Annotated in this window: 24 protein-coding genes and 2 pseudogenes; 14 read left to right on the top strand and 12 right to left on the bottom strand. The window is 72.3% G+C overall.

Annotated elements, in window-relative coordinates; all coding sequences use genetic code 11:
* Positions 1-52 precede the first annotated feature (52 nt).
* Positions 53-439 (top strand): DUF3140 domain-containing protein, encoded by a 387-nt coding sequence (locus tag NFX44_RS25625; RefSeq protein WP_262286162.1) that lies wholly within the window; start codon positions 53-55, stop codon positions 437-439.
* Here the strand turns inward: NFX44_RS25625 and NFX44_RS25620 are convergent.
* Both NFX44_RS25620 and NFX44_RS25615 read right to left on the bottom strand, forming a co-directional pair.
* Positions 367-1,350: pseudogene (locus tag NFX44_RS25620) on the bottom strand (LysR family transcriptional regulator); the annotation flags it as partial. The gene NFX44_RS25625 and the pseudogene NFX44_RS25620 sit on opposite strands and share 73 nt — an antisense overlap.
* Before the next feature lie 74 nt (positions 1,351-1,424).
* The gene (locus NFX44_RS25615) at positions 1,425-2,042 is read right to left on the bottom strand and encodes a hemerythrin domain-containing protein (protein ID WP_262286152.1); all 618 of its coding nucleotides are present in this window, start codon (positions 2,040-2,042) and stop codon (positions 1,425-1,427) included.
* Between the two features lie 170 nt (positions 2,043-2,212).
* Between NFX44_RS25615 and NFX44_RS25610 the strand changes: the two genes are divergently transcribed.
* Positions 2,213-3,541 (top strand): M20/M25/M40 family metallo-hydrolase, encoded by a 1,329-nt coding sequence (locus NFX44_RS25610; RefSeq protein ID WP_262286151.1) that lies wholly within the window; start codon positions 2,213-2,215, stop codon positions 3,539-3,541.
* Between the two features lie 57 nt (positions 3,542-3,598).
* Positions 3,599-4,252, top strand: coding sequence for a hypothetical protein (locus NFX44_RS25605; protein WP_262286150.1), 654 nt, complete (start codon positions 3,599-3,601; stop codon positions 4,250-4,252).
* A 60-nt stretch (positions 4,253-4,312) separates the two neighbouring features.
* On the opposite strand, the gene NFX44_RS25600 is transcribed toward NFX44_RS25605, so the two are convergent.
* Together NFX44_RS25600 and NFX44_RS25595 are read right to left on the bottom strand one after the other, a co-directional pair.
* The gene (locus NFX44_RS25600; protein WP_091265978.1) at positions 4,313-4,504 is read right to left on the bottom strand and encodes a DUF5703 family protein; all 192 of its coding nucleotides are present in this window, start codon (positions 4,502-4,504) and stop codon (positions 4,313-4,315) included.
* 94 nt (positions 4,505-4,598) lie between these two features.
* A complete protein-coding gene (locus tag NFX44_RS25595) occupies positions 4,599-5,570 on the bottom strand; it encodes an aldo/keto reductase (protein ID WP_262286149.1) in 972 nt (323 codons plus the stop codon).
* 167 nt (positions 5,571-5,737) lie between these two features.
* Between NFX44_RS25595 and NFX44_RS25590 the strand changes: the two genes are divergently transcribed.
* Together NFX44_RS25590 and NFX44_RS25585 are read left to right on the top strand one after the other, a co-directional pair.
* Positions 5,738-6,790, top strand: a complete 1,053-nt coding sequence (locus NFX44_RS25590; protein WP_151464363.1) for an LLM class F420-dependent oxidoreductase — start codon at positions 5,738-5,740, stop codon at positions 6,788-6,790.
* Entirely contained in the window at positions 6,787-7,623 is an 837-nt protein-coding gene (locus tag NFX44_RS25585; protein ID WP_262286148.1) for an undecaprenyl-diphosphate phosphatase, read from the top strand. The genes NFX44_RS25590 and NFX44_RS25585 overlap by 4 nt, the downstream gene beginning before the upstream one ends.
* A 70-nt stretch (positions 7,624-7,693) precedes the next feature.
* On the opposite strand, the gene NFX44_RS25580 is transcribed toward NFX44_RS25585, so the two are convergent.
* On the bottom strand, positions 7,694-8,242 hold the full coding sequence (locus NFX44_RS25580) for a hypothetical protein (RefSeq protein WP_262284726.1): 549 nt from the start codon (positions 8,240-8,242) through the stop codon (positions 7,694-7,696).
* A gap of 852 nt (positions 8,243-9,094) precedes the next feature.
* Here NFX44_RS25580 and NFX44_RS25575 point away from each other — a divergent pair.
* The 4 genes from NFX44_RS25575 to mshC all read left to right on the top strand — a co-directional run bounded on the left by NFX44_RS25575 (position 9,095) and on the right by mshC (position 12,623).
* The gene (locus tag NFX44_RS25575) at positions 9,095-9,808 is read left to right on the top strand and encodes a histidine phosphatase family protein (protein ID WP_262286147.1); all 714 of its coding nucleotides are present in this window, start codon (positions 9,095-9,097) and stop codon (positions 9,806-9,808) included.
* A gap of 112 nt (positions 9,809-9,920) precedes the next feature.
* Positions 9,921-10,502: a DUF3090 domain-containing protein gene (locus NFX44_RS25570; protein WP_262286146.1), complete on the top strand. Its 582-nt coding sequence runs from the start codon at positions 9,921-9,923 to the stop codon at positions 10,500-10,502.
* On the top strand, positions 10,499-11,317 hold the full coding sequence (locus tag NFX44_RS25565) for an SCO1664 family protein (RefSeq protein ID WP_262286145.1): 819 nt from the start codon (positions 10,499-10,501) through the stop codon (positions 11,315-11,317). Before NFX44_RS25570 ends, NFX44_RS25565 begins: the two co-directional genes overlap by 4 nt.
* Before the next feature lie 67 nt (positions 11,318-11,384).
* Positions 11,385-12,623, top strand: coding sequence for a cysteine--1-D-myo-inosityl 2-amino-2-deoxy-alpha-D-glucopyranoside ligase (mshC, locus tag NFX44_RS25560; protein WP_262286144.1), 1,239 nt, complete (start codon positions 11,385-11,387; stop codon positions 12,621-12,623).
* 43 nt (positions 12,624-12,666) lie between these two features.
* On the opposite strand, the gene NFX44_RS25555 is transcribed toward mshC, so the two are convergent.
* Together NFX44_RS25555 and NFX44_RS25550 are read right to left on the bottom strand one after the other, a co-directional pair.
* Positions 12,667-13,458 (bottom strand): GntR family transcriptional regulator, encoded by a 792-nt coding sequence (locus NFX44_RS25555; protein WP_262286143.1) that lies wholly within the window; start codon positions 13,456-13,458, stop codon positions 12,667-12,669.
* Between the two features lie 113 nt (positions 13,459-13,571).
* The gene (locus NFX44_RS25550; protein ID WP_262286142.1) at positions 13,572-14,441 is read right to left on the bottom strand and encodes a PAC2 family protein; all 870 of its coding nucleotides are present in this window, start codon (positions 14,439-14,441) and stop codon (positions 13,572-13,574) included.
* Between the two features lie 215 nt (positions 14,442-14,656).
* Between NFX44_RS25550 and metH the strand changes: the two genes are divergently transcribed.
* Positions 14,657-18,172 (top strand): methionine synthase, encoded by a 3,516-nt coding sequence (gene metH / locus NFX44_RS25545; RefSeq protein WP_262286141.1) that lies wholly within the window; start codon positions 14,657-14,659, stop codon positions 18,170-18,172.
* A gap of 195 nt (positions 18,173-18,367) precedes the next feature.
* Here the strand turns inward: metH and NFX44_RS33390 are convergent.
* Positions 18,368-18,715 (bottom strand): annotated as a pseudogene (locus NFX44_RS33390) (tyrosine-type recombinase/integrase); the annotation flags it as partial.
* Positions 18,634-19,161 (bottom strand): hypothetical protein, encoded by a 528-nt coding sequence (locus NFX44_RS25540; RefSeq protein ID WP_262286140.1) that lies wholly within the window; start codon positions 19,159-19,161, stop codon positions 18,634-18,636. The pseudogene NFX44_RS33390 and the gene NFX44_RS25540, both read right to left, overlap by 82 nt.
* A 443-nt stretch (positions 19,162-19,604) precedes the next feature.
* On the opposite strand from NFX44_RS25540, the gene NFX44_RS25535 reads away from it, so the two are divergent.
* On the top strand, positions 19,605-19,913 hold the full coding sequence (locus NFX44_RS25535; protein ID WP_262286139.1) for a hypothetical protein: 309 nt from the start codon (positions 19,605-19,607) through the stop codon (positions 19,911-19,913).
* A 295-nt stretch (positions 19,914-20,208) separates the two neighbouring features.
* On the opposite strand, the gene NFX44_RS25530 is transcribed toward NFX44_RS25535, so the two are convergent.
* Positions 20,209-20,703 (bottom strand): GNAT family N-acetyltransferase, encoded by a 495-nt coding sequence (locus tag NFX44_RS25530; protein ID WP_262286138.1) that lies wholly within the window; start codon positions 20,701-20,703, stop codon positions 20,209-20,211.
* Between the two features lie 103 nt (positions 20,704-20,806).
* Positions 20,807-21,364 carry a DinB family protein gene (locus NFX44_RS25525; RefSeq protein WP_262286137.1) on the bottom strand — a complete coding sequence of 186 codons (558 nt, stop codon included), beginning with the start codon at positions 21,362-21,364 and terminating at the stop codon, positions 20,807-20,809.
* Between the two features lie 114 nt (positions 21,365-21,478).
* Here NFX44_RS25525 and NFX44_RS25520 point away from each other — a divergent pair, with 114 nt between their 5' ends.
* Positions 21,479-22,009 (top strand): GNAT family N-acetyltransferase, encoded by a 531-nt coding sequence (locus NFX44_RS25520; RefSeq protein WP_262286136.1) that lies wholly within the window; start codon positions 21,479-21,481, stop codon positions 22,007-22,009.
* Positions 22,010-22,136: 127 nt separating this feature from the next.
* Here the strand turns inward: NFX44_RS25520 and NFX44_RS25515 are convergent, their stop codons facing one another.
* The gene (locus NFX44_RS25515) at positions 22,137-22,796 is read right to left on the bottom strand and encodes an HNH endonuclease family protein (protein ID WP_262286135.1); all 660 of its coding nucleotides are present in this window, start codon (positions 22,794-22,796) and stop codon (positions 22,137-22,139) included.
* 217 nt (positions 22,797-23,013) lie between these two features.
* Here NFX44_RS25515 and NFX44_RS25510 point away from each other — a divergent pair, with 217 nt between their 5' ends.
* On the top strand, positions 23,014-24,843 hold the full coding sequence (locus NFX44_RS25510; RefSeq protein ID WP_262286134.1) for a glycoside hydrolase family 15 protein: 1,830 nt from the start codon (positions 23,014-23,016) through the stop codon (positions 24,841-24,843).
* 201 nt (positions 24,844-25,044) lie between these two features.
* Positions 25,045-25,224, top strand: coding sequence for a hypothetical protein (locus NFX44_RS25505; RefSeq protein WP_151462895.1), 180 nt, complete (start codon positions 25,045-25,047; stop codon positions 25,222-25,224).
* Positions 25,225-25,321 lie beyond the last annotated feature (97 nt).

The raw sequence follows: 25,321 nt of genomic DNA, 5'->3' as shown, positions 1-25,321 counted from the left end.
AGGGTGAGGGCGACCCGACGCCGTCCGGGTCGCCGTCGGGAGAGGAGGCGTGATGGTACGCGAGGCGCGACTCGATCCGGAGGTCGAGGTGATCTGGGACGACTTCCACGCCGAGGTGAACGTCCCCTCCGAGCAGCTCCGGCAGTGGCTGCTCACCCGCGGCTCGGGGGAGGAGGCGTTCGGCCCGAACCCGGACCTGGACCTGCCCGAACCGGGGCGGCGGATCCTGCAGGTGCTCACCAAGCGCAAGGTGGACCTGACGCCGGAGGACATCGACGTGATGCGGGACGCCATCGAGCGGATCCGGGCGCTCAGCGCGGAGAAGCCCAGCCGGGGCAACGCCGACGAGCGGGAGCTGCTGCGCCAGGCGGTTCGCACCCCGCTCGGGGTGGTCGACTGCACGCCGAAGTCCGGGTGGGACAGCAGCCAGGCCAGGTAGTCCGGGTGGTTCGCCAGGGCGTCGGTGTACGCCGCCACCGCCGCCTCCAGCACCGGCTCGGCGACCCGGGCCGCCGGGGCGTCCGGGTGCCAGCCGAGCAGCAGTCGCCAGCGCAGCGGCGCCCCGGCGAGCCGGCGGGTCACCAGGCCGGCCACCGGGCGGAAGGTCGCCTGGCACAGCGCCACGGCCTCACCGGCGTCGACCAGATCGAGGCAGCCCCGCACGTCCGCCTCGTAGACCTTGCGGGGGGTGAAGCCGGCGCGGGCGCAGGCGGCGGCGAAACAGTCGCCGAAGCAACCGTCGCCCGGCGCGGCCACCCACTGCTCGCGGCGCAGGTCGACGAGGCGCACCTCGTCCCGGCCGGCCATCGGGTGGGTCTGCGGCAGGAGCACGAAGACCGGGTCGACGGCCACCTCCCGCCAGCTCAGCCCGGACTCCGCAGACGGGGTGGCGTCGCCGCACACCCCGGTGAGCGCGAAGTCGAGCCGCCCGCCGGCCACCAGTTGGGCCAGCTCGTCCACCGACCACGACGCGTACATGGTGATCTGCACGTCGGGGCGTTCGGCGGCGAGGCGGTGCACCAGCCGGCCGAGGATGGGGCTGTTCACCCCGCCGAACCGGTACCGTCTCAGCGCGTCGCCCGCCCCGGCCAGGCGGGCCGCCTCGTCCTGCAGGCCCTTCATGGCCGGCAGCAGCACCCGGGCCCGGTCCAGCACCAGCTCACCCAGCGCGGTGGGCCGGGCGCCCCGGCGGTCCCGCTCGAACAGCGGCCCGCCCAGGGCCCGCTCGATGCGTTGGAGCTGGGCGGTCAGCGCCGGCTGGGCCAGGCCGAGCGTGGAGGCCGCTTTCGTGACGCTCCCCGTCTCCGCGATCGCGCACACCACCCGCAGGTGTCGCAGCTCCAGATTCATAACGTGACGGTAGGACCACCCAGCGGCTGGGCGGAAGGGTCTTACGGCATCGGTATACCTGTATGGGACAGCCGTCAGGCGTCGCGGTGGCGCTCCAGGTCCGCGAGGCGGGTCCGCCGCCCGGAGACCACATCGCGCACCTTGTCCAGCACACCCACCGCCGGCTCGACGATCTTGTTCCACGGCGGGGTGGCCGGGGTGCCCGGATGCGGCCGGGTCGGCGCGGCCTCCTCGGCGATCTCCCAGCGGTTGCCCAGCCGGATCAACTCGGCGTCGCTGGCCACCTCGCGCAGCGGCGTCACCAGCGCGGCGACCCGGCTGACGTGCCGGCGCACCCGGTCGGCGACGTCGGCCACCGCCGGGTCGTCCGGCCCGGACAGTCCCTTCAGCGCGGTCAGCAGGGCGGCGTCCGCGTCGATCTCCCGGTCCACCAGTTCGGCGCTGTCCGGGACGGCGGCCCGGGCGGCCGGGAAGAGGTACTGCTCCTCGGCGGAGACGTGCCGGGACACCGCGGCCGTCAGCACGTCCAGCACCTCACGGCGGCGCGCCGGGTCGAGGCTCGCGTCGCCGGTCTGCTCGGCCAGCCCGAGCAGCATCCGGTGCTCCCGGTCCACGAGGTCGGCCAGGCTCCGCCCGCCCGGCCGGTAGTTGTCGTCGGCGGTGGGTGGCAACGGCGGCAGGGGGACGGTCATGGTGCCCTCCGTGAGCTGGCGGCCACGGCCATCCGGGCTCGGCGCGTCTGGCGCCGCGGAACAGCCGATCGACGGGTGTGGTGGTCCGGCGGTACCCGCCCGCGCGATCCGCGAAACCGCGCCCCGACCGGGGGCGACCGGCCGCCCGGCCGTGCTGGTATGAAGAAGCGATGACGAGCGACCCCGCCTCCGCCCGACCGGACCCCACCGACGAGGTCGTGGACCTCTGCCGCGACCTGCTGCGCATCGACACCACCAACACCGGGGACAACGACACCAGCGTCGGGGAGCGCCGGGCCGCGGAGTACGTCGCCGAGAAGCTCGCCGAGGTCGGCGTCGACGCGGAACTGATTGAGTCCGCGCCGGGCCGGGCCAACCTGGTCGCCCGGATCCGCGGCACCGACCCGGGCCGGGACGCGCTGCTCGTGCACGGGCACCTCGACGTGGTGCCCGCCGACCCGGACGAGTGGTCGGTGCACCCGTTCTCCGGCGAGATCCGCGACGGCTACCTGTGGGGCCGCGGCGCCATCGACATGAAGGACTTCGACGCGATGGTGCTGGCCGTGGTCCGCGGCTGGCAGCGGGCCGGAGTCCGTCCGTCCCGCGACATCGTGCTCGCCTTCACCGCCGACGAGGAGGCCGGCAGCGACTACGGCGCGCACTTCCTCGCCCAGCGGCACCGCCACCTCTTCGACGGCTGCACCGAGGCCATCGGCGAGGTCGGCGGCTTCTCCTACTCGGTGGACGAGTCGCGGCGGCTCTACCTCATCGAGACCGCCGAGAAGGGCATCGACTGGCTGCGCCTGCACGCCAAGGGCCGCCCCGGCCACGGCTCGATGGTGCACGACGACAACGCCGTGACCGCGCTCGCCGAGGCGGTCGCCCGGATCGGCGGGCACCGCTTCCCGGTGGTCATGACCGACACCGTACGGGCGTTCCTGGCCGAGATCTCCGACGTCCTCGGCATCGAGATCGACCCGGACGACCCGGAGACCGCGATCGCCAAGCTCGGCCCGATCGCCAACATCATCGGCGCGACCATCCGCAACACCGCCAACCCGACCCGGCTGACCGCCGGCTACAAGGACAACGTCATCCCGGGCCGGGCCACCGCCACCATCGACTGCCGCAGCCTGCCCGGGCAGAGCGAGGTGCTGGAGCGGCAGCTGCGCGAGCTGGTCGGCCCGGACATCGCCATCGAGTACATCCAGCGCCAGCCGGCCCTGGAGACCACCTTCGACGGCGACCTGGTCGAGGCCATGTCCGCCGCGCTGCGCGCCGAGGACCCGGGCGCCCTGCCGGTGCCGTACATGCTCTCCGGCGGCACGGACGCCAAGGCGTTCTCCCAGCTCGGCATCCGGTGCTTCGGGTTCGCGCCGCTCCGGCTGCCCGCCGACCTCAATTTCTCCGGCCTGTTCCATGGCATCGACGAGCGGGTTCCGCTGGACGGACTACAGTTCGGCGTGCGGGTTCTCGACCGCTTTCTCCGCAGCTGCTGACCGTGCCCGTCGCGCCGCCGGCGCGGAACCTCCCCCATCGCGAAGGGACTGCCTCACATGACCGACCAGCACGGTGAGCTGGACGCCGCCCTCGAGCGCGTGATCGACGCGGCCCGCGCCCACCTGGCCGCCGTCCGCGCCGCCCAGGGCCGGATCGACGACGACGCCGTCTGGCAGGCGTACGTCAATTTGAACAACGCCTCCTTCGCCTACGACGAGCAGCTGCTCGACGCGTTCGGCGAGGTGACGCCGTGGGACGTCGAGTCGATCGACCCGGACGAGGCCGACGAGCGCTTCGGCGGGGCCGAGGGCGTCGAGGCGACCGACCCGCACCCGCGGGTGATCTCGGTGCGGCAGCGGCGGGACTACCGCGTCCCCAGCGTCTCCGCGCTGATCCGGGCGGCCGAGGCGGCCCGCCGCGAGGGCACCCCGGAGGAGGACGAGCCGGCCCCGGTCGAGGGAGTCGGCGAGGCGGTGCTGGAGCTGCTGCAGGGCGGCGACGGCTCGCTCTCCGCCCTCGACGTGCCCGAGCTGGAGCCGCTCGACGGCGTGGTCATGGTCAGCGAGGTCGGTACCCCGGTCGACCTGGAGGCGTTCGACGACGACGACCCGGTCGGCCCGTTCCAGCCGGCCGCGGACGACCGGCTGGTCGGCCGGCTCGACGAGCACCCGTTCCTGGAGCTCGACGAGGAGCACGACCACGCCCACTAGGCAGCGACGCCCCCGGAGCCACCGCACGGTGGCTCCGGGGACGGTCCCGCCCGGCAGCCGTCAGTAGGAGAGGCCCGGCTGCGGCTGGTTCACCCGGCGCCGGCGCAGCATGACCTGCCGCGTGCCGTCCCGGTAGAGCCGCACCCGGGCCAGCTCCCAGCCGGAGAACTCCGCCTGGATCGCCAGCTGCGCCGCGGCGGTCAACCGATCAACATTCGAAGGCAACCGCAGCGGCGCGTATTCGTAGTCCATGGCTTCCATGCTGCCCAGCCCGGCAGCCCGCCGCCACCCCCTGAGGGTGACCCGCGTCGCCTCTTTCGCGTACCGACGCCCGGCCGGCGGGGGCTCAGCCGTCCCGTTCCGGGTAGCCCACCGGCACCGCCGAGACGTCGTCCAGCGCCGTGACGATCTCCTCCGGCAGGGTCATCCGCTCCACCTGCAGCGCGCCGAGGAGCTGCCCCACGGTCCGGGCGCCGAGGATCGGCGCGGTCACACCGGGCCGGTCCCGGACCCACGCCAACGCCACCTCCAGCGGCGACACGCCCAGGCCGCCCGCCGCGATGGCGACCGCCTCCACGATGCTGGAGCAGCGCGGCTCCAGGTAGGTGCCGACGAAGCGCTCGAAGTGCGGCGACACGGCCCGCGAGTCCGCCGGGCGGCCGTTGCGGTACTTGCCGGTGAGCACCCCGCGACCCAGCGGCGACCACGGCAGCACGCCCAGCCCCATGGCCTCGCAGGCGGGCAGCACCTCGCGCTCCACGCCCCGCTCCAGCAGCGAGTACTCCACCTGGGCGGCGACCACCGGGGCCCGCCCCGGCCAGGCGGCCTGCCAGGCGGCGGCCCGGGCGGTCTGCCAGCCGGAGAAGTTCGACACCCCGACGTACCGGGCCTTACCGCTGGACACCGCGTGGTCGAGCGCGGAGAGCGTCTCCTCCAGCGGGGTGTCCGGGTCGTACCCGTGCACCTGCCAGAGGTCGACGTGGTCGGTGCCGAGCCGGCGCAGCGAGGCCTCCAGGGTGCGCAGCAGATGCCCCCGGGAGCCGTCCCGGCGGCGGCCGCTGCCCGGCCGCAGCCCCGCCTTGGTGGCGATGAGCAGGTCCTCGCGGGGCACCAGGCTGCCCAGCAGGGAGCCGATCACCGACTCCGCGTCGCCGTCGGCGTACACGTCGGCGGTGTCCACGAGGTTGCCGCCCGCGTCGAGGTAACTCTTCAGCTGGGCGGCCGCGTCGTCGGCATCGGTGTCCCTTCCCCAGGTCATGGTGCCGAGCGCGAGCCGCGAAACCGCCAGCCCGCTTCGGCCGAGCGGTCGCTGTTGCATGGGTGAACCTTATTTCGAACCCGCCGTCACGGATATCCTCGCCCGGAGTCAACTTCCTGCCCGACCTGCCGGGCGGGTGTGACGTGTTCGAGGTGAGCCGGTGATCCGCGGCACCGCCCCCATTGCGTAACCTGATGCGACCTGTGGTGCGGATGGTGGGAGGACCAGTGCGACTCGGGCTCAGCCTCGGATACCAGACGGCGTGGAGCACGCCCGCCGACCACCTGGCTCTGGCCCAGGAGGCGGATCGGCTCGGCTACTCGGTGGTGTGGGCCGCGGAGGCCTACGGCTCCGATTCGCCGAGCATGCTGGCCTGGATGGCCGGCCAGACCGAGCGGATCGACGTGGGCGCCGCGGTGATGCAGATCCCCGCCCGCACCCCGGCGATGACCGCGATGACCGCGGCGACGATCGACGCGCTCTCCGGCGGCCGGTTCCGGCTCGGCCTGGGCGTCTCCGGCCCGCAGGTCTCCGAGGGCTGGCACGGCGTCCGCTTCGCCAAGCCCCTGGCCCGCACCCGCGAGTACGTCGACATCGTCAAGCTGGCCGTGGCCCGCAAGGAGGTCGCGTACGACGGCGAGCACTACACGCTGCCGCTGCCGGACGGTCCGGGCAAGGCGCTTCGGCTGGGCTTCCACCCGCCGCGCGAGCACATCCCGATCTACCTGGCCGCCGTCGGCCCGAAGAACCTGGAGCTGGCCGGCGAGATCGCCGACGGCTGGCTGGCCGTCTTCTACGCACCGGAGTTCGCTGAGGAGCAGCTCGCCTCGGTGCGGGCCGGGCGGGCCCGGGCCGGCAAGGAACTGGCCGGCTTCGACGTCGTCCCGTCGGTGCCCGTGGTGGTCGGCGACGACATCGCCACCTGCGCCGAACTGGTCCGCTGGTACGCGGCCCTCTACGTCGGCGGCATGGGCAGCCGGCAGCAGAACTTCTACAACCAGCTCGCCACCCGGATGGGCTACGGCGACGCCGCCCGCGAGGTGCAGGACCTCTACCTGGCCAAGCGGCAGCGCGACGCGGCCGCCGCGGTCCCCATGGAGTTCATCGACCGCACCTCGCTGCTCGGCCCGAAGGAGCGCATCGCCGAGCGGATGCGGGAGTACGCGGCCGCCGGCGTGACCACCCTGTCGGTCACCCTGTTCGTGGCGGACCGGGACAGCGGGGTGCAGACGCTGCGCACCGTCGCCGAGGCGCTGGACCTCTCCGGAGTCGGCGAGTGACCTGGGTCGAGGCCATCGTCCTGGGCATCGTCCAGGGGCTCACGGAATTCCTGCCGGTCTCGTCCTCCGGACACCTGCGGATCACCTCGGCGATCTTCTTCGACCGGGACGCCGGGGCGTCGTTCACCGCGGTGACCCAGCTGGGCACCGAGGCGGCGGTGCTCATCTACTTCTTCAAGGACATCTGGCGGATCGTCCGGACCTGGGTGCTCGGCCTGTTCGACAGCTCGGTGCGCTCCAGCCTCGACTACCGCATGGGCTGGTACGTCATCGTCGGCACCATCCCGATCGGCATCTTCGGGCTGCTGTTCAAGGACCAGATCCGCACCGCCGGCCGCGACCTGCGGCTGGTCTCCACCACGCTGATCCTCGGCGCGATCGTGCTCGCCTTCGCCGAGTACTGGGGGCGGCAGACCCGCACGCTGGAGAACTTCCGGATGCGCGACGGCGTCATCATGGGCTTCGCCCAGGCCGCCGCGCTGGTCCCCGGTGTCTCCCGCTCCGGCGGCACGCTCACCGCCGGCCTGCTGCTCAACCTCACCCGGGAGACGGCGGCGCGCTACTCGTTCCTGCTCGCCATCCCGGCCGTGGTGATCTCCGGCGTGTTCAGCATCCCGGACGTCTTCGAGCCGTCCGCTCCGGGCACCGCCGCGCCGAGCGTGGCGCAGATGGTCGTCGCCACGGTGATCGCCTTCGGCATCGGGTACGCGGCCATCGCCTGGCTGCTGCGCTACGTCGCGCACCACACCCTGTACCTGTTCGTCCTCTACCGGGTGGCGCTCGGCTCCCTGGTCATCTGCCTGCTCCTCACCGGCACGATCGACGCCACCTGACCTGACCCGGAGACGCCGCTGGCCGGCACCCCTGTGTTGGGGGTGCCGGCCAGCGTTTGTCTGCTGGGTGTCAGCTGTTCCAGTGCTGGTGGACGATGTCGGTGGCCTGCTGCTCCCACTGGGCGTAGGCGTCCGGGTAGGCCGACACCTGCACGGTCTGCGCGGCCTCGGTCAGCGGCATGGTGTCCCAGCCGTCGACCTGCTTGAGGCCCTTCTCGAACGCCAGGGTGGCGTACTCGGGGTTGGTGATCTGCTCCGGCGTGCCCCAACCCGAGCTCGGGCGCTGCTGGAACAGGCCCAGCGAGTCGTGGTCGTTGGCGTCGCCGAGGTGCCCGAGGTTTTCCAGCTTCGACTCCTGCAGGCTCGTGGCGATGGAGATGACCGCGGCCCGCTCGGGCAGGCCGGCCTTCTTCGTCGCCGCGATGATCGCCTTGGCGTTCGCGGTCTGCTCGTCGTTCAGGTCGATGTGCGACTGGGCGCCCTGCACGGTCGCGACCGCGGCCGGCTTGCCCTCGACGGGACGGGCGTCGGCGTGAGCGGCGACGGGACCGGCGAAGACACCACCGGTGAAGGCCAGACCAGCAATACCCAGCACGCTCTTACGCAGCATCGTGTTCATGGGGGTAGCTCCATTCGGGGGTTGGCGCACACGCCGATGGGGGTCGGCTGGGGTGTGCGCAAGCACCACGTCAGGCGCTCAAGAAAGTCTTGGGGGATCATCCAGGCGGACGGGGCGGGGGGCCTCTTCGTCGCGCCGGGACCATGTACAACGACCGGCCGGCCACCACCATTCCCGGCGGCTGGGGCACCCGCGTCGGCGGGTCGTCCTTCCTCGGTCGTGCACCAGGTATAACGACCCCCACCGGCCGGCCATTCCGCCGCCGGGATGCCGCCGGTCACCCCGGGAACCGGACACCACGCCCATGCCGGAACGGTCGGTGGAACGTCATGGGTGCATCCCGGCCCCGGAGACACCCATAGCGTTCCACTCACGGCCCCAACCAGCGCCCGAAACGGACATACACGCCAAACGGCGACCGGCCAGAGCCGCCCCGGCGGCCCGCCAGCCGCCTTGGCCGGTCGACGCGATCCGTCTCCTCGGCTGCGAGGCGGGTGCGGCAGACCTCGGGCCAGCGGCGGGCACGCTCCGCGATGCCGATGGGGCCGGGGTGCAAACGACAGCGCCGCCCGGCCCCGGAGGGACGGGCGGCGCTGTAGGTGTCGGTGTGCAGGTCGCCTCTCGGCGAGTGGCACGACGCGGCTCCAGCCGGACGGTATTCCGCGAAGGCAATTTAGGTGAGGCCCGGGGACACTGGACACACCGACGCTCTGCACAACTGCCCGACCGGCCCCGGTGTTCCGGGCGTCGGCGTGTCCGCCGTCACATCGCCGCCCCGGTTGCGGCGCGGCCCGACGGGCGACACCGCCACATCCCGTGGTGCAGTCGATCAAGGGGGTGGGAGCGCCTAGGGTGGTCTGCGTGGCGACCCTTCTGCTTCTGCGACACGGCCGGACCACCGCGAACGCCGACGGTGGCCTGGCCGGCCGGCAACCGGTCGAGCTCGACGAGACCGGGCGCGCCCAGGCCGCGGCGGTGGGTGAGCGGCTCAAGGGGCTGCCCCTCGCGGCGGTGGTGACCAGCCCGCTGATCCGCTGCCGGCAGACCCTGGAGCTGGCCCTGCCCGGTGCGGAGCCGATGGTCGAGGAGGGGCTCATCGAGTGCGGCTACGGCGCCTGGGAGGGGCAGCCGTTGAAGAAGCTGGCGAAGGAGCCGCTCTGGCCGGTGGTGCAGCAGCACCCGAGCGCCGCCGTGTTCCCCGAGGGGGAGTCGATGGCGGCCATGTCGGCGCGGGCGGTCGCCGCGGTGCGCTCCTGGGACGCCCGGATCAGCGCCGAGCACGGGCCCGAGGCGGTCTGGCTGGCGTGCAGCCACGGCGACGTGATCAAGGCCATCGTGGCCGACGCTTTGGGCGTACACCTCGATCTGTTCCAGCGGATCGTGGCCGACCCGGCGTCGGTGACCGCGATCCGCTACACGCCGCTGCGGCCCTTCCTGGTCCGGCTCAACGACACCGGCGGCGACCTCGCCGGGCTGGTCCCGCCGCCGCGCAAGCGGCGCCGGCGGGCGACCCGGGCGACCGACTCGGACGCGGCGGTGGGCGGCGGCGCGGGGGCGACCCGGTGAGCCGCCCCGCCACGCCCGGGAACGGCGGGCGGCGGCCCTGGCGTTTCGCCCTGGGCGGATTCGGCGTCGGTGCGCTGCGCGACGGTTCCACCCGCCGGATAGGGTCGTGGGTATGACCCACCAGGTGCACGCCTTCGAGCCGCCGGAGCGGTTCGTCGCCGGAACCGTCGGCCCGCCGGGGGAGCGCACGTTCTTCCTCCAGGCGCGCGGCGGAGGCCGGCTGGTCAGCGTCGCGCTGGAAAAGGTCCAGGTGTCCCTGCTCGCCGAGAAGCTGGAGGAGCTGCTCTCCGAGGCGCAGCGCCGGTTCGGCGTCGAGCTTCCGGAGGCGGCCCCGGTGACGACGGGCGACAACGACCCGCTCGACACCCCGGTCGACGAAGAGTTCCGGGTCGGCACCCTGGGCCTGGCCTTCGACGTGGACTCCGCCACCGTGGTGATCGAGGCGATCGCCGCCGGTGAGGCGGAGGCCGAGGTCGAGCTCGGCGACGCGGACGACGACACCGACGAGGACCCGGACGAACCGGACGACGACCTCGATCGGCTCCGGGTTCGGCTGACCCCCGAGGCGACCCGCGCGTTCATCGAGCGGGCCCGGCGGGTGGTCAACGCCGGCCGTCCGCCCTGCCCGCTCTGCGGCCAGCCGCTCGACCCGGCCGGTCACCTCTGTCCCCGGCACAACGGTTACCACCGGTGACGTCGTCCGAACTTCAGCCCCGACAGGACGGCACCGCCTCGCTGCGACTGCTCAGCGACGGTGAACTGACCCTGGAGGGGCGGCTGGTCGACGCCTCCAACACCACCCTGCGGGGCATCATCACGCTCGACGGGGCGTCCGCGCGCTGCGTCTACAAACCGGTCCGTGGCGAGCGCCCGCTCTGGGACTTCCCGGACGGGACGCTCGCCGGTCGGGAGGTCTCGGCCTACCTGGTCTCGCAGGCCACCGGCTGGGACCTGGTGCCGCCGACCGTGCTGCGGGACGGTCCGTTCGGTCCCGGCTCCTGCCAGCTCTGGATCGACGAGCCGGAGGACGCCGAGCCGCTTGTCGGTTTCGTGCCGGCCGAGACGGTGCCGCCGCGCTGGTTCCCGGTCGCCGCGGCGCGCGACGACGACGGGGCCGCGTACGCGCTGGCGCACGCCGACGATCCCCGGCTGGCCCGGCTGGCCGTCCTCGACGCCGTGATCAACAACGCCGACCGCAAGGGCGGCCATGTGCTCGTCGGCCCCGACGACCGGGTCTACGGGGTCGACCACGGCGTCTGCTTCCACGTCGAGGAGAAGCTGCGCACCGTGCTCTGGGGCTGGGCCGGCCGGCAGCTCCCGCCGGACGCGGTGGCGATGCTCGACGACCTGGCCGGCCAGCTCACCGGGGCGCTCGGCGACGAGCTGGCCGAACACCTCACGATCAGCGAGGTCGCCGAGGTGGCGGCCCGGGTGGACCGGCTGCGCGAGACCGGGCGGTTCCCGCTGCCACCGGAGGAGTGGCCGGCCATGCCCTGGCCGCCCATGTGAGCTGCTGTCGCGTTGATCACCCGAGGCGCGCCACCCGAGCGGCTGACGGATCGTTAGGCTGGAAATCATGGAGTCTTGGGCGGGACACGAGGTGCCACGGCTGCCGGGCAAGGGCACGCCACTGAGGTTGTACGACTCGGCGCGGCAAGGCCTCCACCCCAGTCAGCCCGACGGCGCGGCCAGCATGTACGTCTGCGGCATCACCCCGTACGACGCGACCCACCTGGGCCACGCCGCCACCATGATCACGTTTGACCTGGTGCAGCGGATGTGGCGGGACGCCGGCCTGACCGTGCGGTACGTGCAGAACGTCACCGACATCGACGACCCGCTGCTGGAGCGGGCCGAGCGTGACGGCGAGGACTGGAAGGTCCTGGCCATGCGGGAGACCGCGCTGTTCCGCGAGGACATGGAGGCGCTGCGGATCATCCCGCCGGCGCACTACGTGGGCGCGGTCGAGTCGATCCCGGACATCGCCGAGAAGGTGCTCGTGCTGCTCAAGGACGGCGCGGCCTACCGGCTCGACGACGGCACGGGTGACGTCTACTTCGACGTGGCCGCCGCTCCCGCGTTCGGCTACGAGTCCAACCTGTCGCGCGAGCAGATGCTGGAGATCTTCCCGGAGCGCGGCGGCGACCCGGACCGGGCCGGCAAGCGCGACCCGCTCGACCCGCTGCTGTGGCGCGGCGCCCGCGAGGGCGAGCCGTCCTGGCCGGGCGGTGAGCTGGGCGCCGGGCGCCCCGGCTGGCACATCGAGTGCGCGGTGATCGCGCTGAACCTGCTCGGCGACCGGATCGCCGTCCAGGGCGGCGGCAACGACCTGCTCTTCCCGCACCACGAGTGCTCGGCGGCGCACGCCGAGCGGCTGACCGGCCAGGCCCCGTTCGCCGACCACTACGTGCACGCCGGCATGATCGGCCTGGACGGCGAGAAGATGTCGAAGTCCAAGGGCAACCTGGTCTTCGTCTCCCGGCTGCGCGCCGACCACGTCGACCCGATGGCGGTCCGCCTGGCCCTGCTCACCGGCCACTACCGCAGCGACCGCTCGTGGACCGACGAGCTGCTCGCCGAGGCGCAGGAGCGGCTGGCCCGCTGGCGCCGGGCCGCCGCCGCGCCGGCCGGCCCGTCCGGCGAGGAGCTTCTGGCCGGGGTACGCGCCCGCCTCGCCGACGACCTGGACAGCCCCGGCGCGCTGGCCGTGGCCGACGAATGGGCCGACCGGGCCCTCGCCGGGGTCGCCGACGACGCGGCCGCCCCGAAGCTGTTCGCCGACACCGTCGACGCCCTGCTCGGCATCCGCCTCTGAGCGCCTCGTCCCGGCGCGGTTCCGCCCCCGACCGGGGGAGGGACTAGCCGAGGACGAGGCCGGGGTCGGGGTCCTGGTCGGGCGCCGGCGCGGGGATCCGGTACTCCTCGGTGAGCGTGGTCATCGGGCCGGGCCAGGTGGCGTGGGCGACCTCGATCGGCTTGCGCTGGGCGTCGTAGGCGACGTGCAGCAGGTGCAGGACCGGGGTGTCCGGGCGGATCTGGAGGATCTCCGCCTCCTCCCGGCTGGGCTGGCGGGCGCTGATCGTGTCGGTCGCGGTGACGTACCGCCGGCCGGTGGCCTCCTCGGCTTCCTGGTAGAGCGGGCGGCCGAACGCCTCCGCGCGCTCCAGGGAGGTGCCGGCGCTGTCGGTGGGCAGGAACCAGGAGGCGCCGACCTCGACGGGTGAGTCGTCGGTGCGGACCAGGTGCCGCCGGCAGAGCAGTTCGGTGCCGTCGGCCACCCCGAACGCGTCGGCCACCTCGGGCGGGGCGGCGGCGCGGCCGACCGAGACGAGCTGCTGGCGGTACCGGGCGGCCAGGTCGGTGTGGTAGCCGCGGAAGCCGCCGTACCGGCCGCGGGAGAGCCGGTTGAGCCGGCGCCGGGTGCCCCGGACGTACGTACCGGAGCCGGGCTTGGTGATGAGGATGCCCTCGACCCGCAGCTGGTCGACGGCGCGCTGGACGGTCTGCTTGGCGACGCCGAACATCTCGGCGATGGCCGGGATGGACGGCAGTCGCTCGCCGGGCCCCCAGTCGCCGCGGCGCACCTGGGCCTTGAGCTGTGCGGCGATCTGCCGGTGCGGGAACTCGGCCGCGCCGGGATTGATCTGCATGCCCGCCTCCTGATGACAGCTAGGTTCCTAGGATGCCCTAGCGGGTGTGACCGCGCCACCCCGGACACGCGAAAACCGGGCCCCACCGGGACCCGGTTCTCCACGCGACAGGACTACCAGGAGCCGGCCGTGGGGCCGGCGGAACCGCCCCGGCGGCGCAGGTACTTCTCGAACTCCTGGGCGATCTCGTCCCCGGTCAGCGGGGTGATGCCGGCGTCGCCGACACGCTCCTCCAGCTCACGGACGTACTCGCCCAGCTCGGCGTCCTGCTCGGCGGCGCTGCGTACCCGCTGCTCCCACTCGGCGGCCTCCTCGGCCAGGTCGGCCATCGGCACCGGCAGGTCGAGCACCTCCTCGACCCGGTGCAGCAGCGCCAGGGTGGCCTTGGGGCAGGGCGGGTTGTTGGCGTAGTGCGGCACGTGCACCCAGAACGACACGGCGTCCACCTCGGCCCGGCTGCAGGCGTCGTGCAGCACCCCGACGATGCCGGTCGGCCCGTCGTAGCGGGTGGGGGTGAGCTGGTAGCGCTTGGCGGCGTCGGCGTCCGAGGCGCTGCCGCTGATCGGCAGCGGCCGGGTGTAGGGCACGTCGGCCAGCAGCGCGCCGAGCAGCACCACCCGCTCGACCTCCAGGCTGTGGCAGATCTCCAGCACCTGCTCGCAGAAGGTGCGCCAGCGCATGCTCGGCTCGATGCCGCGGATCAGCACCACGTCGCGCTCGGTGCCCTCGGGGCTGGCCACCATGAAACGGGTGGTCGGCCACTCGACCCGGCGGGTCTCGCCGTCGGCCATCGTGATGGTCGGCCGGCTCACCTGGAAGTCGTAGAAGTCCTCCGGGTCCAGCTCGGTCACCTGCCGGGCCTGCCAGACCTGCTCCAGGTGCTCCACTGCCGCGGTCGAGGCGTCGGCGGCGTCGTTCCACCCCTCGAAGGCCGCGATGGCTACCGGGGACCGCAGCACCGGCAGTCCGTCGAACTCGGTCACGCCGTCACCTCGAGCCGTCGTACGGTCGCGTCCCTGATGTCCTTCACGTCGCCAGCCTACGTGCCGCCGCCGGGCGCGGCCCGTCGGCCGCGCCGGTCCGCCGACCCGACCAGTCGGGCGAACCGGATGAAAGGTACGCGGTGATCCCGCTGACAGTATGTGGGAAGCCCAGGTTGCGGTGACCTCTCCACGCCGCGCCGCACTAACCTGGCCCTGTGCGGACTTCGTTGCTCGATGTGCTGGCCGACCGGATCCTCATCGCCGACGGCGCGATGGGCACCATGCTCCACGCCGCCGACCTGACCCTGGACGACTTCGAGGGCCTCGAGGGCTGCAACGAGATCCTCAACGTCACCCGGCCGGACGTGGTCCGGGGCGTGCACGACGCCTACCTGGCCGCCGGCGCGGACTGTGTGGAGACCAACACCTTCGGCGCCAACCTGCCGAACCTGGCCGAGTACGGCATCGCCGAGCGGATCCGCGAGCTGTCCGAGGCGGGCGCGCGGCTCGCCCGGGAGGCCGCCGACGCGTACGCGACGCCGGAGCAGCCGCGGTTCGTGCTCGGCTCGATGGGGCCCGGCACGAAGCTGCCCACCCTCGGGCACGCGGCGTACGCGACCCTGCGGGACGCGTACCAGGAGAACGCGGCCGGCCTGATCGCCGGTGGGGCGGACGCGCTGATCATCGAGACCTGCCAGGACCTGCTCCAGGTCAAGGCCGCCGTGGTCGGCGCCAAGCGGGCCCGGGCCGAGCTGGGTCGGGACGTCGCGATCATCTGCCAGGTGGCCGTGGAGACCACCGGCACCATGCTGCTGGGCAGCGAGATCGGCGCGGCGCTGACCGCCATCGAGCCGCTCGGCGTCGACCTGATCGGCCTGAACTGCTCGACCGGCCCGGCCGAGATGGGCGAGCACCTGCGCTACCTGTCCCAGCACTCCCGCATCCCGGTCTCGGTCATGCCGAACGCCGGCCTGCCGGTGCTGGCCGCCGACGGGGCCTACTTCCCGCTGAGCCCGGACGAGCTGGCCGACGCGCTGGACCGGTTCGTCACCGACTACGGCGTGTCCCTGGTCGGCGGCTGCTGCGGCACCACCCCCGAGCACATCCGGGTGCTGGTCGAGCGGCTGCGCGGCCGGCGGCCGGTGGCCCGGGAGCCGCGCCCCGAGGCGGGCATCTCGTCGATCTACCACCACGTGCCGTTCGCCCAGGACGCCAGCATCCTGATGGTGGGGGAGCGGAGCAACGCCAACGGTTCCAAGGCGTTCCGCGAGGCGATGCTCGCGGCCGACTGGCAGGCCTGCGTCGAGATCGCCCGCGGCCAGGCCCGGGACGGCTCGCACCTGCTGGACCTCTGCGTCGACTACGTCGGCCGGGACGGCACGCAGGACATGCGCGAGCTGGCCGGCCGGTTCGCGACCGCCTCCACCCTGCCGATCATGCTGGACTCCACCGAGCCGGCCGTGGTCGAGGCGGGGCTGGAGATGCTCGGCGGCCGCTGCGTGGTCAACTCGGTCAACTTCGAGGACGGCGACGGCCCGGAGTCCCGCTACGCCCGGGTGATGCCGGTGGTCCGGGAGCACGGCGCCGCCGTGGTGGCGCTGCTCATCGACGAGGAGGGCCAGGCCCGCACCCGGGACTGGAAGGTACGCGTCGCGTCCCGGCTCATCGACGACCTGACCGGCCGGTGGGGGCTGCGCCGGGAGGACATCCTCATCGACGCGCTGACCTTCCCGATCGCCACCGGTCAGGAGGAGACCCGCCGCGACGGCATCGAGACGATCGAGGCCATCCGGGAGATCGCCGCCCGCTACCCCGGGGTCAACTTCACCCTGGGTATCTCGAACGTCTCCTTCGGCCTGAACCCGGCGGCCCGGCAGGTGCTCAACTCGGTGTTCCTGCACGAGTGCGCGCAGGCCGGCCTGACCTCGGCCATCGTCCACGCCAGCAAGATCCTGCCCATGTCGAAGATCCCCGACGAACAGCGCGAGATCGCGCTCGACCTGGTCTACGACCGGCGCCGCGAGGGCTACGACCCGGTGCAGCGGTTCATCGAGGTGTTCGAGGGCGTCGACGCCGCCTCGGCGCGGGCCACCCGGGCCGAGGAGCTGGCCGCGCTGCCGTTGGACGAGCGGCTCAAGCGGCGGATCATCGACGGGGAGCGCAACGGCCTGGAGGCCGACCTGGACACGGCGATGGCGCAGGGGCGCACGCCGCTGTCCATCATCAACGACCTGCTGCTGGACGGCATGAAGGTGGTCGGTGAGCTGTTCGGCTCCGGCCAGATGCAGCTGCCGTTCGTGCTCCAGTCCGCCGAGGTGATGAAGACCGCGGTGGCCTACCTGGAGCCGCACATGGAGAAGACCGACGACGACGGCAAGGGGCGCATCGTGCTCGCCACCGTCAAGGGCGACGTGCACGACATCGGCAAGAACCTGGTCGACATCATCCTGTCCAACAACGGCTACGACGTCGTCAACATCGGCATCAAGCAGCCGATCAACGCGATCCTGGACGCGGCCGAGGAGCACCGGGCCGACGCCATCGGCATGTCCGGCCTGCTGGTCAAGAGCACGGTCATCATGAAGGAGAACCTGGCCGAGATGGCCGCCCGCGGGGTCGCCGAGCGCTGGCCGGTGCTGCTCGGCGGCGCGGCGCTCACCCGGGCGTACGTGGAGGACGACCTGCGCTCGGTGTTCCCCGGGCAGGTGCACTACGCCCGGGACGCGTTCGAGGGGTTGTCCCTCATGGACCGGGTGATGACGGCCAAGCGGGGCGGCGCGCCGGTGGTCGACCCGGAGCGGGAGGCCGCCCTGGCGGCCCGCCGGGAGCGGCGCGAGCGGCAGCGGGCCCTGGTCCGCGAGGCGCTGCCGGAGCTGGACGACGCCTCGGTCCGCTCCGACGTGGCCGCCGACGTCGACGTGCCGGCCCCGCCGTTCTTCGGCACGCGGGTGGTCAAGGGCGTGCCCCTCGCGGACTACGCGGCGCTGCTCGACGAGCGGGCCACCTTCCTGGGCCAGTGGGGGCTGCGCGGGGCCCGAGGCGGCAAGGGCCCGTCGTACGAGGAACTGGTGGAGACCGAGGGCCGGCCGCGGCTGCGGTACTGGCTGGACCGGCTCATCGCCGACCAGGTCCTGGAGGCCGCCGTGGTCTACGGCTACTTCCCGGCCTACTCCGAGGGCAACGACCTGGTGGTGCTGGACGAGAACGGGCACTCCGAGCGGGCCCGGTTCTCGTTCCCGCGGCAGCGGCAGGAGCGCCGGCTCTGCCTGGCCGACTTCTTCCGCCCGAAGGGCGAGCAACTGGACGTGGTGGCGTTGCAGCTGGTCACCGTCGGGCAGCCGATCAGCGAGTACACGGCGAAGATGTTCGCCGGCAACGAGTACCGCGACTACCTGGAGGTGCACGGCCTGTCGGTGCAGCTCACCGAAGCGCTGGCCGAATACTGGCACCGGCGGATCCGCGCCGAGCTGGTCCTGCCGGGCGGGCGTACGGTCGCCGACGAGGACCCGGCCGACCTGGCCGGCCTGCTGCGCACCGACTACCGGGGCTGCCGGTACGCGTTCGGCTATCCGGCCTGCCCGGACCTGGAGGACCGGGCGAAGATCGTGGAGCTGCTCGGCGCCGAGCGGATCAACGTGCAGCTCTCGGAGGAGTTCCAGCTCGTCCCGGAGCAGGCCACCGACGCGATCGTCGTCCACCACCCCGAGGCCAGCTACTTCAACGCCAAATAGCCGAGGGCGCGCGCTTAGGCGCTCCGACCTGCGGGTTTGTAGATCACGTCTCCCTGCTTGGGCACATCCGGGGCGAGTCCTCGCCGAAAAGACGTCGTCGATTGCCTGCCGGGTACGGTCCTCGTCGTCGGGCCACAAGTGGCTGTAGACGTTGAGCGTCATCGCTGCGTTGGAGTGGCCGAGCCGCTCGCTGACGACCTTCACGGATAGCCCGGCGCGGATCAGTGCCGAGGCGTAGAAGTGCCGGAGGTCGTGCATCCCGGCGGCTACGCCGGCAGCCTTCTGGGCCGGCGTCCAGATGCCGGCATTGAAGACGCTACGGGTGCACGGCCCGCCGTCCGGCGTGCGGAAGATGAACGTTTCGCCAGCGGCCGGGTACCACGGCAGGTGCTCGGCGAGCGCGGTCACCACCACGTCGCCGATTGGGATGGTGCGGAAGCTGTACTTGTTCCTCGGCGGCGTCACCGCGTACCCGCCGCCAGCGGCCGGCTGCACCTGGCGCTGTACCCGCAGCGTCCGGCGCAGGAAGTCGACGTCGGCCACATGCAGGCCGAACAGCTCGCCCTGCCGCACCCGGCGCCGACCACCACGAGCGCGCGGTACCGCGCGGGCATGGCGTCCGCCAGCCGGTCGACCTGCTCGACGGCCAGCGGGGTGACCTGCTGACGCGGCAGCTCGGGCAGCTTGATCCGATCCGCCGGGTCGTACGGGATCAGCCGGTCACGCACGGCCGCCGACAGGGTCGCCCGGACGGTCGCCCAGATCGGCCGGACCGAAGATGGGGCGACCGGCAGGCCGGTGACGAATGCCTGCAGCTCTCTGGCCCGGATCCGCGCCAGCGGCCGGACACCGAGCACCGGGTAGACGTGCTTCGTCAACTGGGAGCGGGTGCGGGCCGCGCGGAGCGTGTGCAGCGCGCCAAGACGGAGAAGGAACAGGCCGAGCATGCACAGGCGCAGCGGGAACGCAACCAGACGCAGCGAGACCACCGCGACGCCGACCGGCGAACCCGTCCGCCCCCGTCGAGCTGGGCCAGGCAGTCGGCAGCTGGTGGGAAGTGCTGGTCACCGACCCGCACGGCCGACAGTCGCTACACCGGTTGCAGGCCAGCGGCGCGGAGGAGGCGGAGCGCGTGCGTGACCGGCACCCCGACCGCGACTGGCGTCGCTGGACGGTGACCGTTGACCACGGCGGTTGCGGTCTGGGCGGGAGCGACTACGCCAACGTCAAGGCGGACTACTTAGATCAACATAGGTGAATAGCGCGGGCTGCGCGGCAGCGCACAACTGCATCGCCCCGGCCGCCCGGCCACGCCGAACGGGGCGCCCGTTGAGGACCTTGCGCCGTACAGTTCTTCGCAACGGGGTGGAGGCGGATATTGACCGGGACGACCTTGTCACCATGGGAGCAACTTCTCCTGCTGGGTCTCGTAGTGGGTGTCTGGCTGCTCGCGGTCCAGCCCGCCGCCATCCCGGTCGCCTACGTGACCGCGCGTCGACACCGCCGCCGTGGCGGCGCTCACCCGATCCGGGCGGCGCTCGGCGGCTGGGTGACCGGTTGCCTCCTCGGCGCCCTGGCCGCATGCCTCTTCGCCAACCTCATCGGCGAGCCGGTGGCGTTCTTCGCGCTGAGCTACCTCCCGTTATGGCTCCTCGCGTGGTTCCTTCACCGCACGGAAACAACCGCCGGTTTCACCTCGGCGCGAGCTGTCGAAGACACACCGCCCACGATGGACGGCTGACAACTGGCGTCGATGTGACAGGCGACCGACGCTGTACGACGCGTTAGACGTGGAACGGGCGTTCGCCAGGCTCAACGCCCGCCGGTCGTAGGCTGAGGGGATGCCGCGTCAGCCGCAGCTACGCGAATCATGCCACCGAGAAATCCCGTGAAACAGTGCGAATCTATGAATGGCTATATGGCAGGTCAAAGGCGAGATCCCAGCGGTTCCGCAGGTCGCGGACTGCCGGGATCTCTTCAACGCCAAGTGATCGCCGTAGGCGTGCGGTGGCTCGATCGGGGCGGCGCCGAGAGCGTCAGGCCGCGATCTCGGCGACCATCGTGTCCGCGTCCTCGAACGACTCGACTGTGCGGAACCCTTCGGCGGCGTACAGCCTCGCGGCGAAGTTCGCCCGCTCCACGCTCAGCGACACCGTCCGGATACCACGTTCTCGCGCGGCGTCCAGGACCGGGCGCAGGAGCGCCCGGCCCACACCGCGGCCTCGCCAGGTTTCCACCACACCGATGGTCAGCTCCGGCACGTCGTCACCCACGTACCCGTAGCCCGGATCGGCGGCGGTCAGGTATCGGCACCACGCTGCGCCGATCGGCCGGTCGGCCGGGTCCACGGCGACCAGGCCGAAGTCGTTCGGCCGCGGCCAGCCGGCGACGTAGTGAGCCAGCTCGGGGTTGGCCATGATCTGCTCGCGGGACCAGTTGCGCTCCGGCAGCCAGTTCATGGCCTCCACGAGCATGTCGACCAGGAAGTCGTAGTCGGCCTGGGTGGCCGCGCGGATGCCGAGGTCGGTCACCGCCGAAGCCTCGCACACAAGATCGGCATAACCAAGATCGTGCGTCGCCACGCCGGCCGGCGCGAACCGCCGCCACGTGGCCTTCCGCGACGGCAGGTGGGGGTCAGACGGTGAAGTCCGGGGGCGCGCCCTCACCGACGCGACCATCGACCGCTTCACGGAGGATGTCGGCATGGCCGGTGTGCCGTGCGTACTCCTCCACCATGTCCAACAGCATGGCGCGCACGGAGGGTGTGCGACCGTCCGGCCAGGTGAAGGACGCCGGCCCGTCGAGCCCGCGCTCCGTGATGACGTCGTGAACGGCCTTGCGCGACCGCTCGACCGCCTCCCGCCACAGTGCGTGGGCGTCTTCCGGAGCATCCAGCGCCCCCGTGCGCCATTCCCAGTCGGGATCGGCGTCGAAATCCACGGCGTCCCACGGTGCTCCGTAGTCGAGCCCGGCGAGTTTGACCGCCAGCCAGTCCGCCTCGACCAGGGCCATGTGCTTGACGAGACCACCGAGGGTCATGGCACTGGCCGCCGTGGTCGCACGCAGGCCTTCCGCGTCGAGCCCCGACGTCTTCCAGGCGAAGGTCCGGCGGTTGCGGTCGAGGACGGACAGCAGGGCCTCGGCCTCGGTGGGTGCTACGGACGGGGAAGGCTCGGGCGCCGTCTCGCTCATGGGCGGGAGCTTAGCCAGCCTGGTCGATCGTTGCTGTCCTGGCCACCTGCCCCAGGTCCCACGGCGTCACCGGCCCGAGGATGAGGGGACAGGCCGGCCCGGGACAATGGGCCGGTGAACATCACCCGACTCATCAGCCTGGAGGACGCGCCGGCCCTGGCCGAGCTGCTCGGCGCCAATCGTGAGTTCCTCGCGCCGTGGGACCCGGTCCGGAGCGAGGACTACTTCACGGCGGACGGTCAGTACGCCGTCGTCGAGGCCGATCTCCAGCAGCACGCGCAGGGCTCGAAGCTGCCGCACGTCATCCTCGACGACTCCGGCGCCGTGATCGGCCGGATCACCCTCAACGGCATCGTGCGCGGTCCGTTCCAGTCGTGCGCCATGGGCTACTGGGTGAGCGCCGGCCACAATGGTCGAGGGTTCGCGACCAGGGCCGTGCGCGAGATCGTGCGGGTGGCCTTCGAGGAGTTGGGGCTGCACCGGGTGCAGGCGGAGACCCTGCTGCACAACGTCAGGTCGCAGGCGGTGCTGGAACGTAACGGGTTCGTGCGGTTCGGCATGGCGCCGGAGTACCTCAACATCGCCGGCCGCTGGCAGGACCACGCCATGTTCCAGGTGGTGAACCGCTCCCCGGCCACCAGCTGACGAGACCGCCCGTGGCGGGGCCGCTGATCCGGTCCACGTCGGCGGCGCCGATCCGCCGCTCCCTGAGATCTTGGAGAGTCGCCGTCCGGAGCGAACGCCAACTCTCCAAGATTCAGAACGGGGAGCGTCAGTACGCGTAGGTGACGGAGATCGTGGTGGCCGGGCAGTTGTTCGCCCAGCTGGTCAGGGCGCTCTTCTCGGCGCTGTCCACGGTGAGCCGCCACCGCACCTTCACCGCCACCCACTCGCCGACGTAGCGGCAGCGGGCGGAGGCGTACGACGGCAGCCAGGTGGCCGGGTCCTGGTCGCCCTTGGCCTGGTTGACGTTGTCGGTGACCGCGGCCAGCGCGCGGGAGTCGCCCAGGTCGTTCGCGTACGCCTGGCGGCGGCTGGTGGTCCAGTTGCGGGCGCCGGAGTCCCAGGCCTCGGCGAGCGGCACCATGTGGTCGATGTCGAGGTCGCCGGTGAGCGTCCAGTAGGCGTTGTCGTAGTAGGAGTACCAGCGGCCGCCGGAGAGGGTGCAGGTGCCGCTGATCGTGGGCTTGGTGGTGGCCTCGGCGTAGAGAACCTCGTTGCGCGTGTTGCAGCCGTCGCCGTCGGCGTCGATCCAGTGTGGGAAGAGGTCGCGGCTGTAGCCGGTGCGGACCTCGGTGGCCACGGGCAGTCCGGCGACGGCGGTGGTCAGGGAGGCGGAGTAGCCGGCGGCCGGGGCGGGCTGGGTGAGGCCGAGGGTGGCGGCCAGGATCGCGGCGAGGCTGATGGCCGTGGCGCGCAGCGTGCGGGTCATGGGACTCCATCCGGATGGGATTGGCATGTGCTGGCACCCATATAGACAGAGCTGGAAGTAATGGTCTAGATCAAGTTCCGTGAACAGTGGATGACGACGAACGGGACGGACACCGCCGCGGGTGCGGAACCGGGCAGCGGCCCACGATGGCTCAGGTGTGTGCCGGCGGGGCAGGGGTAGACGCCGGGGGCAGCGGCGAGACGAGACGGAGGTCCCGGTGGAGTCGTACCCGGCGGTGGAGGACCACGGCCTGATCGGTGACCTGCAGACGGCGGCGCTCGTCGCGAAGGACGGCACGCTGGACTGGTTCTGCGCCCCTCGGTTCGACTCGCCGAGCATCTTCGGCGGCCTGCTCGACCGGCGTCGGGGCGGCTACTTCGAGGTCGCGCCGGACGGCGTCGACTACACCAGCAAGCAGCTCTACCTGCCGGGGACCCCCATCCTCATCACCCGCTTCCTCAGCGCGGACGGGGTCGGCGAACTGGTGGACTTCATGCCGGTGGCGGGCGACCGGGCCACCGACCACCACCGCCTGGTCCGCATGCTGCGGGTGGTGCGCGGCACCATGCGGTTTCGGGTGGACTGCCGACCCCGGTTCAACTACGGGCGGGACCGGCACGAGCAGGAGGTGCACCCGGACGGCACGGTCTTCCGCAGCCCAGGGCTCTCGCTCACCGTGAACATCGTCCGCTACGGCGACCAGCTCCACGGGGAGAACGAGAGCCGGCGGAGCGAGGACGGGGTGTGCGTCGTCGCCACCCTGCAGGAGGGCGAGGCCGGCGGCGTCGTCCTGGAGACGCAGTCCCCGGAGCCGCCGCGTCCCTATTCGCCGGGGGAGGTGCGCGAGCTGCTCGAACAGACCCGCGACTTCTGGCGGCGCTGGATCGGCCGCTCCTGCTACACGGGACGGTGGCGGGAGATGGTGGAGCGGTCGGCCATGACGCTCAAGCTCATGACGTACGCGCCGACCGGCGCGCTGATCGCCGCCCCCACCGCCGGGCTGCCCGAGCAGGTGGGCGGCGAACGCAACTGGGACTACCGCTACACCTGGATCCGGGACGCGTCCTTCTCGGTGCACGCCCTGCTGAGCCTGGGCTTCACCGACGAGGCCTGGCAGTACGAGCACTGGGTGGAGGACCGGATCCGCGACGCCGAGGCCGGCGGCGTGCCGCTGCAGGTCATGTACCGCGTCGACGGCTCACCGGACATCACCGAGGAGGTGCTCGACCACCTTGAGGGCTACCGGGGGTCCGCGCCGGTGCGGATCGGCAACGGCGCGGCGAAGCAACTGCAACTCGACATCTACGGCGAGGTGCTCAACTCTCTGCACCTCGCCGACGACCGCGGTCTGCAGGGCTCCCACGACGGCTGGCAGCACCTCGTCCGGACGATGGACTGGCTCTGCGCGCACTGGGACCAGCCCGACGACGGGATCTGGGAGACGCGGGCCGGCCGGCAGGATTTCACCTACGGGCGCCTGATGTCGTGGGTGGCGCTTGACCGGGCGGTCCGGCTGGCCAACCGGCACGGGCGCCCCGGCGACGTCGGCCGGTGGGCGGCGACGCGGAACCGCGTCTACGAGCAGGTCATGGCCCGCGGCTACCACCCGGGGCGACGCGCCTTCGTCCAGCACTACGGCAGCGACGTGCTCGACGCGGCGCTGCTTGCCATGCCCTCGCTCGGCTTCGTCGCGCCGACCGATCCGATGTGGCAGTCGACCCTGCGGGCCATCGACGCGGACCTCGTGTCCGACAGCCTCGTCTACCGGTACGACCCGGGTGCCACCATCGACGGTCTCTCCGGCGGGGAGAGCACCTTCACCATGTGCACCTTCTGGTACGTGCAGGCCCTGGCCGAGTCCGGCCGGCTCGACGACGCGCAGTTGACCTTCGAGAAGATGCTCACCTACAGCAGCCAGCTCGGCCTCTACTCGGAGGAGATCGCCCCGACCGGGGAGCAGGCCGGCAACTTCCCGCAGGCGTTCAGCCACCTGTCCCTCATCAGCACCGCGTCGAACCTCGACCGGCTCCTCGACGCCGGTCGTTGACCGCCGGGCGCGGGAAACCCGCTGTGCCGCCCGGTCCGGCCCGCTACGGTGACCGGAGTACGGGTTACCGGCCCGGCCCGGGCGGGTAAGCGCCCCCGACCCCGCAGCGCGTGCCGCGGTCGCCGTCCACGGCGGGGCAGCCCGAGAGATGCGGCTGTGACGTCCGAGGACGAGCATGGGGGTACGACGAAAGGGGCGGAGATGACCGACGACATCGCTTCGAAGGTTCCGCCGGACCCGGCCCCCGTGCTGAGCGCGCCGGCGGGTCCACCGCAGGTCGGGCCGCCGAGCAGCCTGGACCTGTGGGCCCGGGCGCAGACGCTGCACCGCTGCTTCGGTGACGACGACGGCGAACCGCACATCATGCGCGGCCTGGACTGAGGTCCCGCCACACCGCAGGCGCTCCGGCCGGGGCGCCCGCATCCGCGTGTCCGCGACGGCGCGTGGGCGGCGTCTGGGCAGTGGACGGACACCGGCC

It is taken from the genome of Micromonospora sp. MA102 (assembly GCF_025460765.1).
In the GTDB taxonomy this organism is placed as follows: Bacteria; Actinomycetota; Actinomycetes; order Mycobacteriales; family Micromonosporaceae; genus Micromonospora; species Micromonospora halotolerans.
The sequence above is the reverse complement of the archived record's forward strand: the minus strand, read 5'-3'. Positions and strand labels throughout refer to the sequence as shown.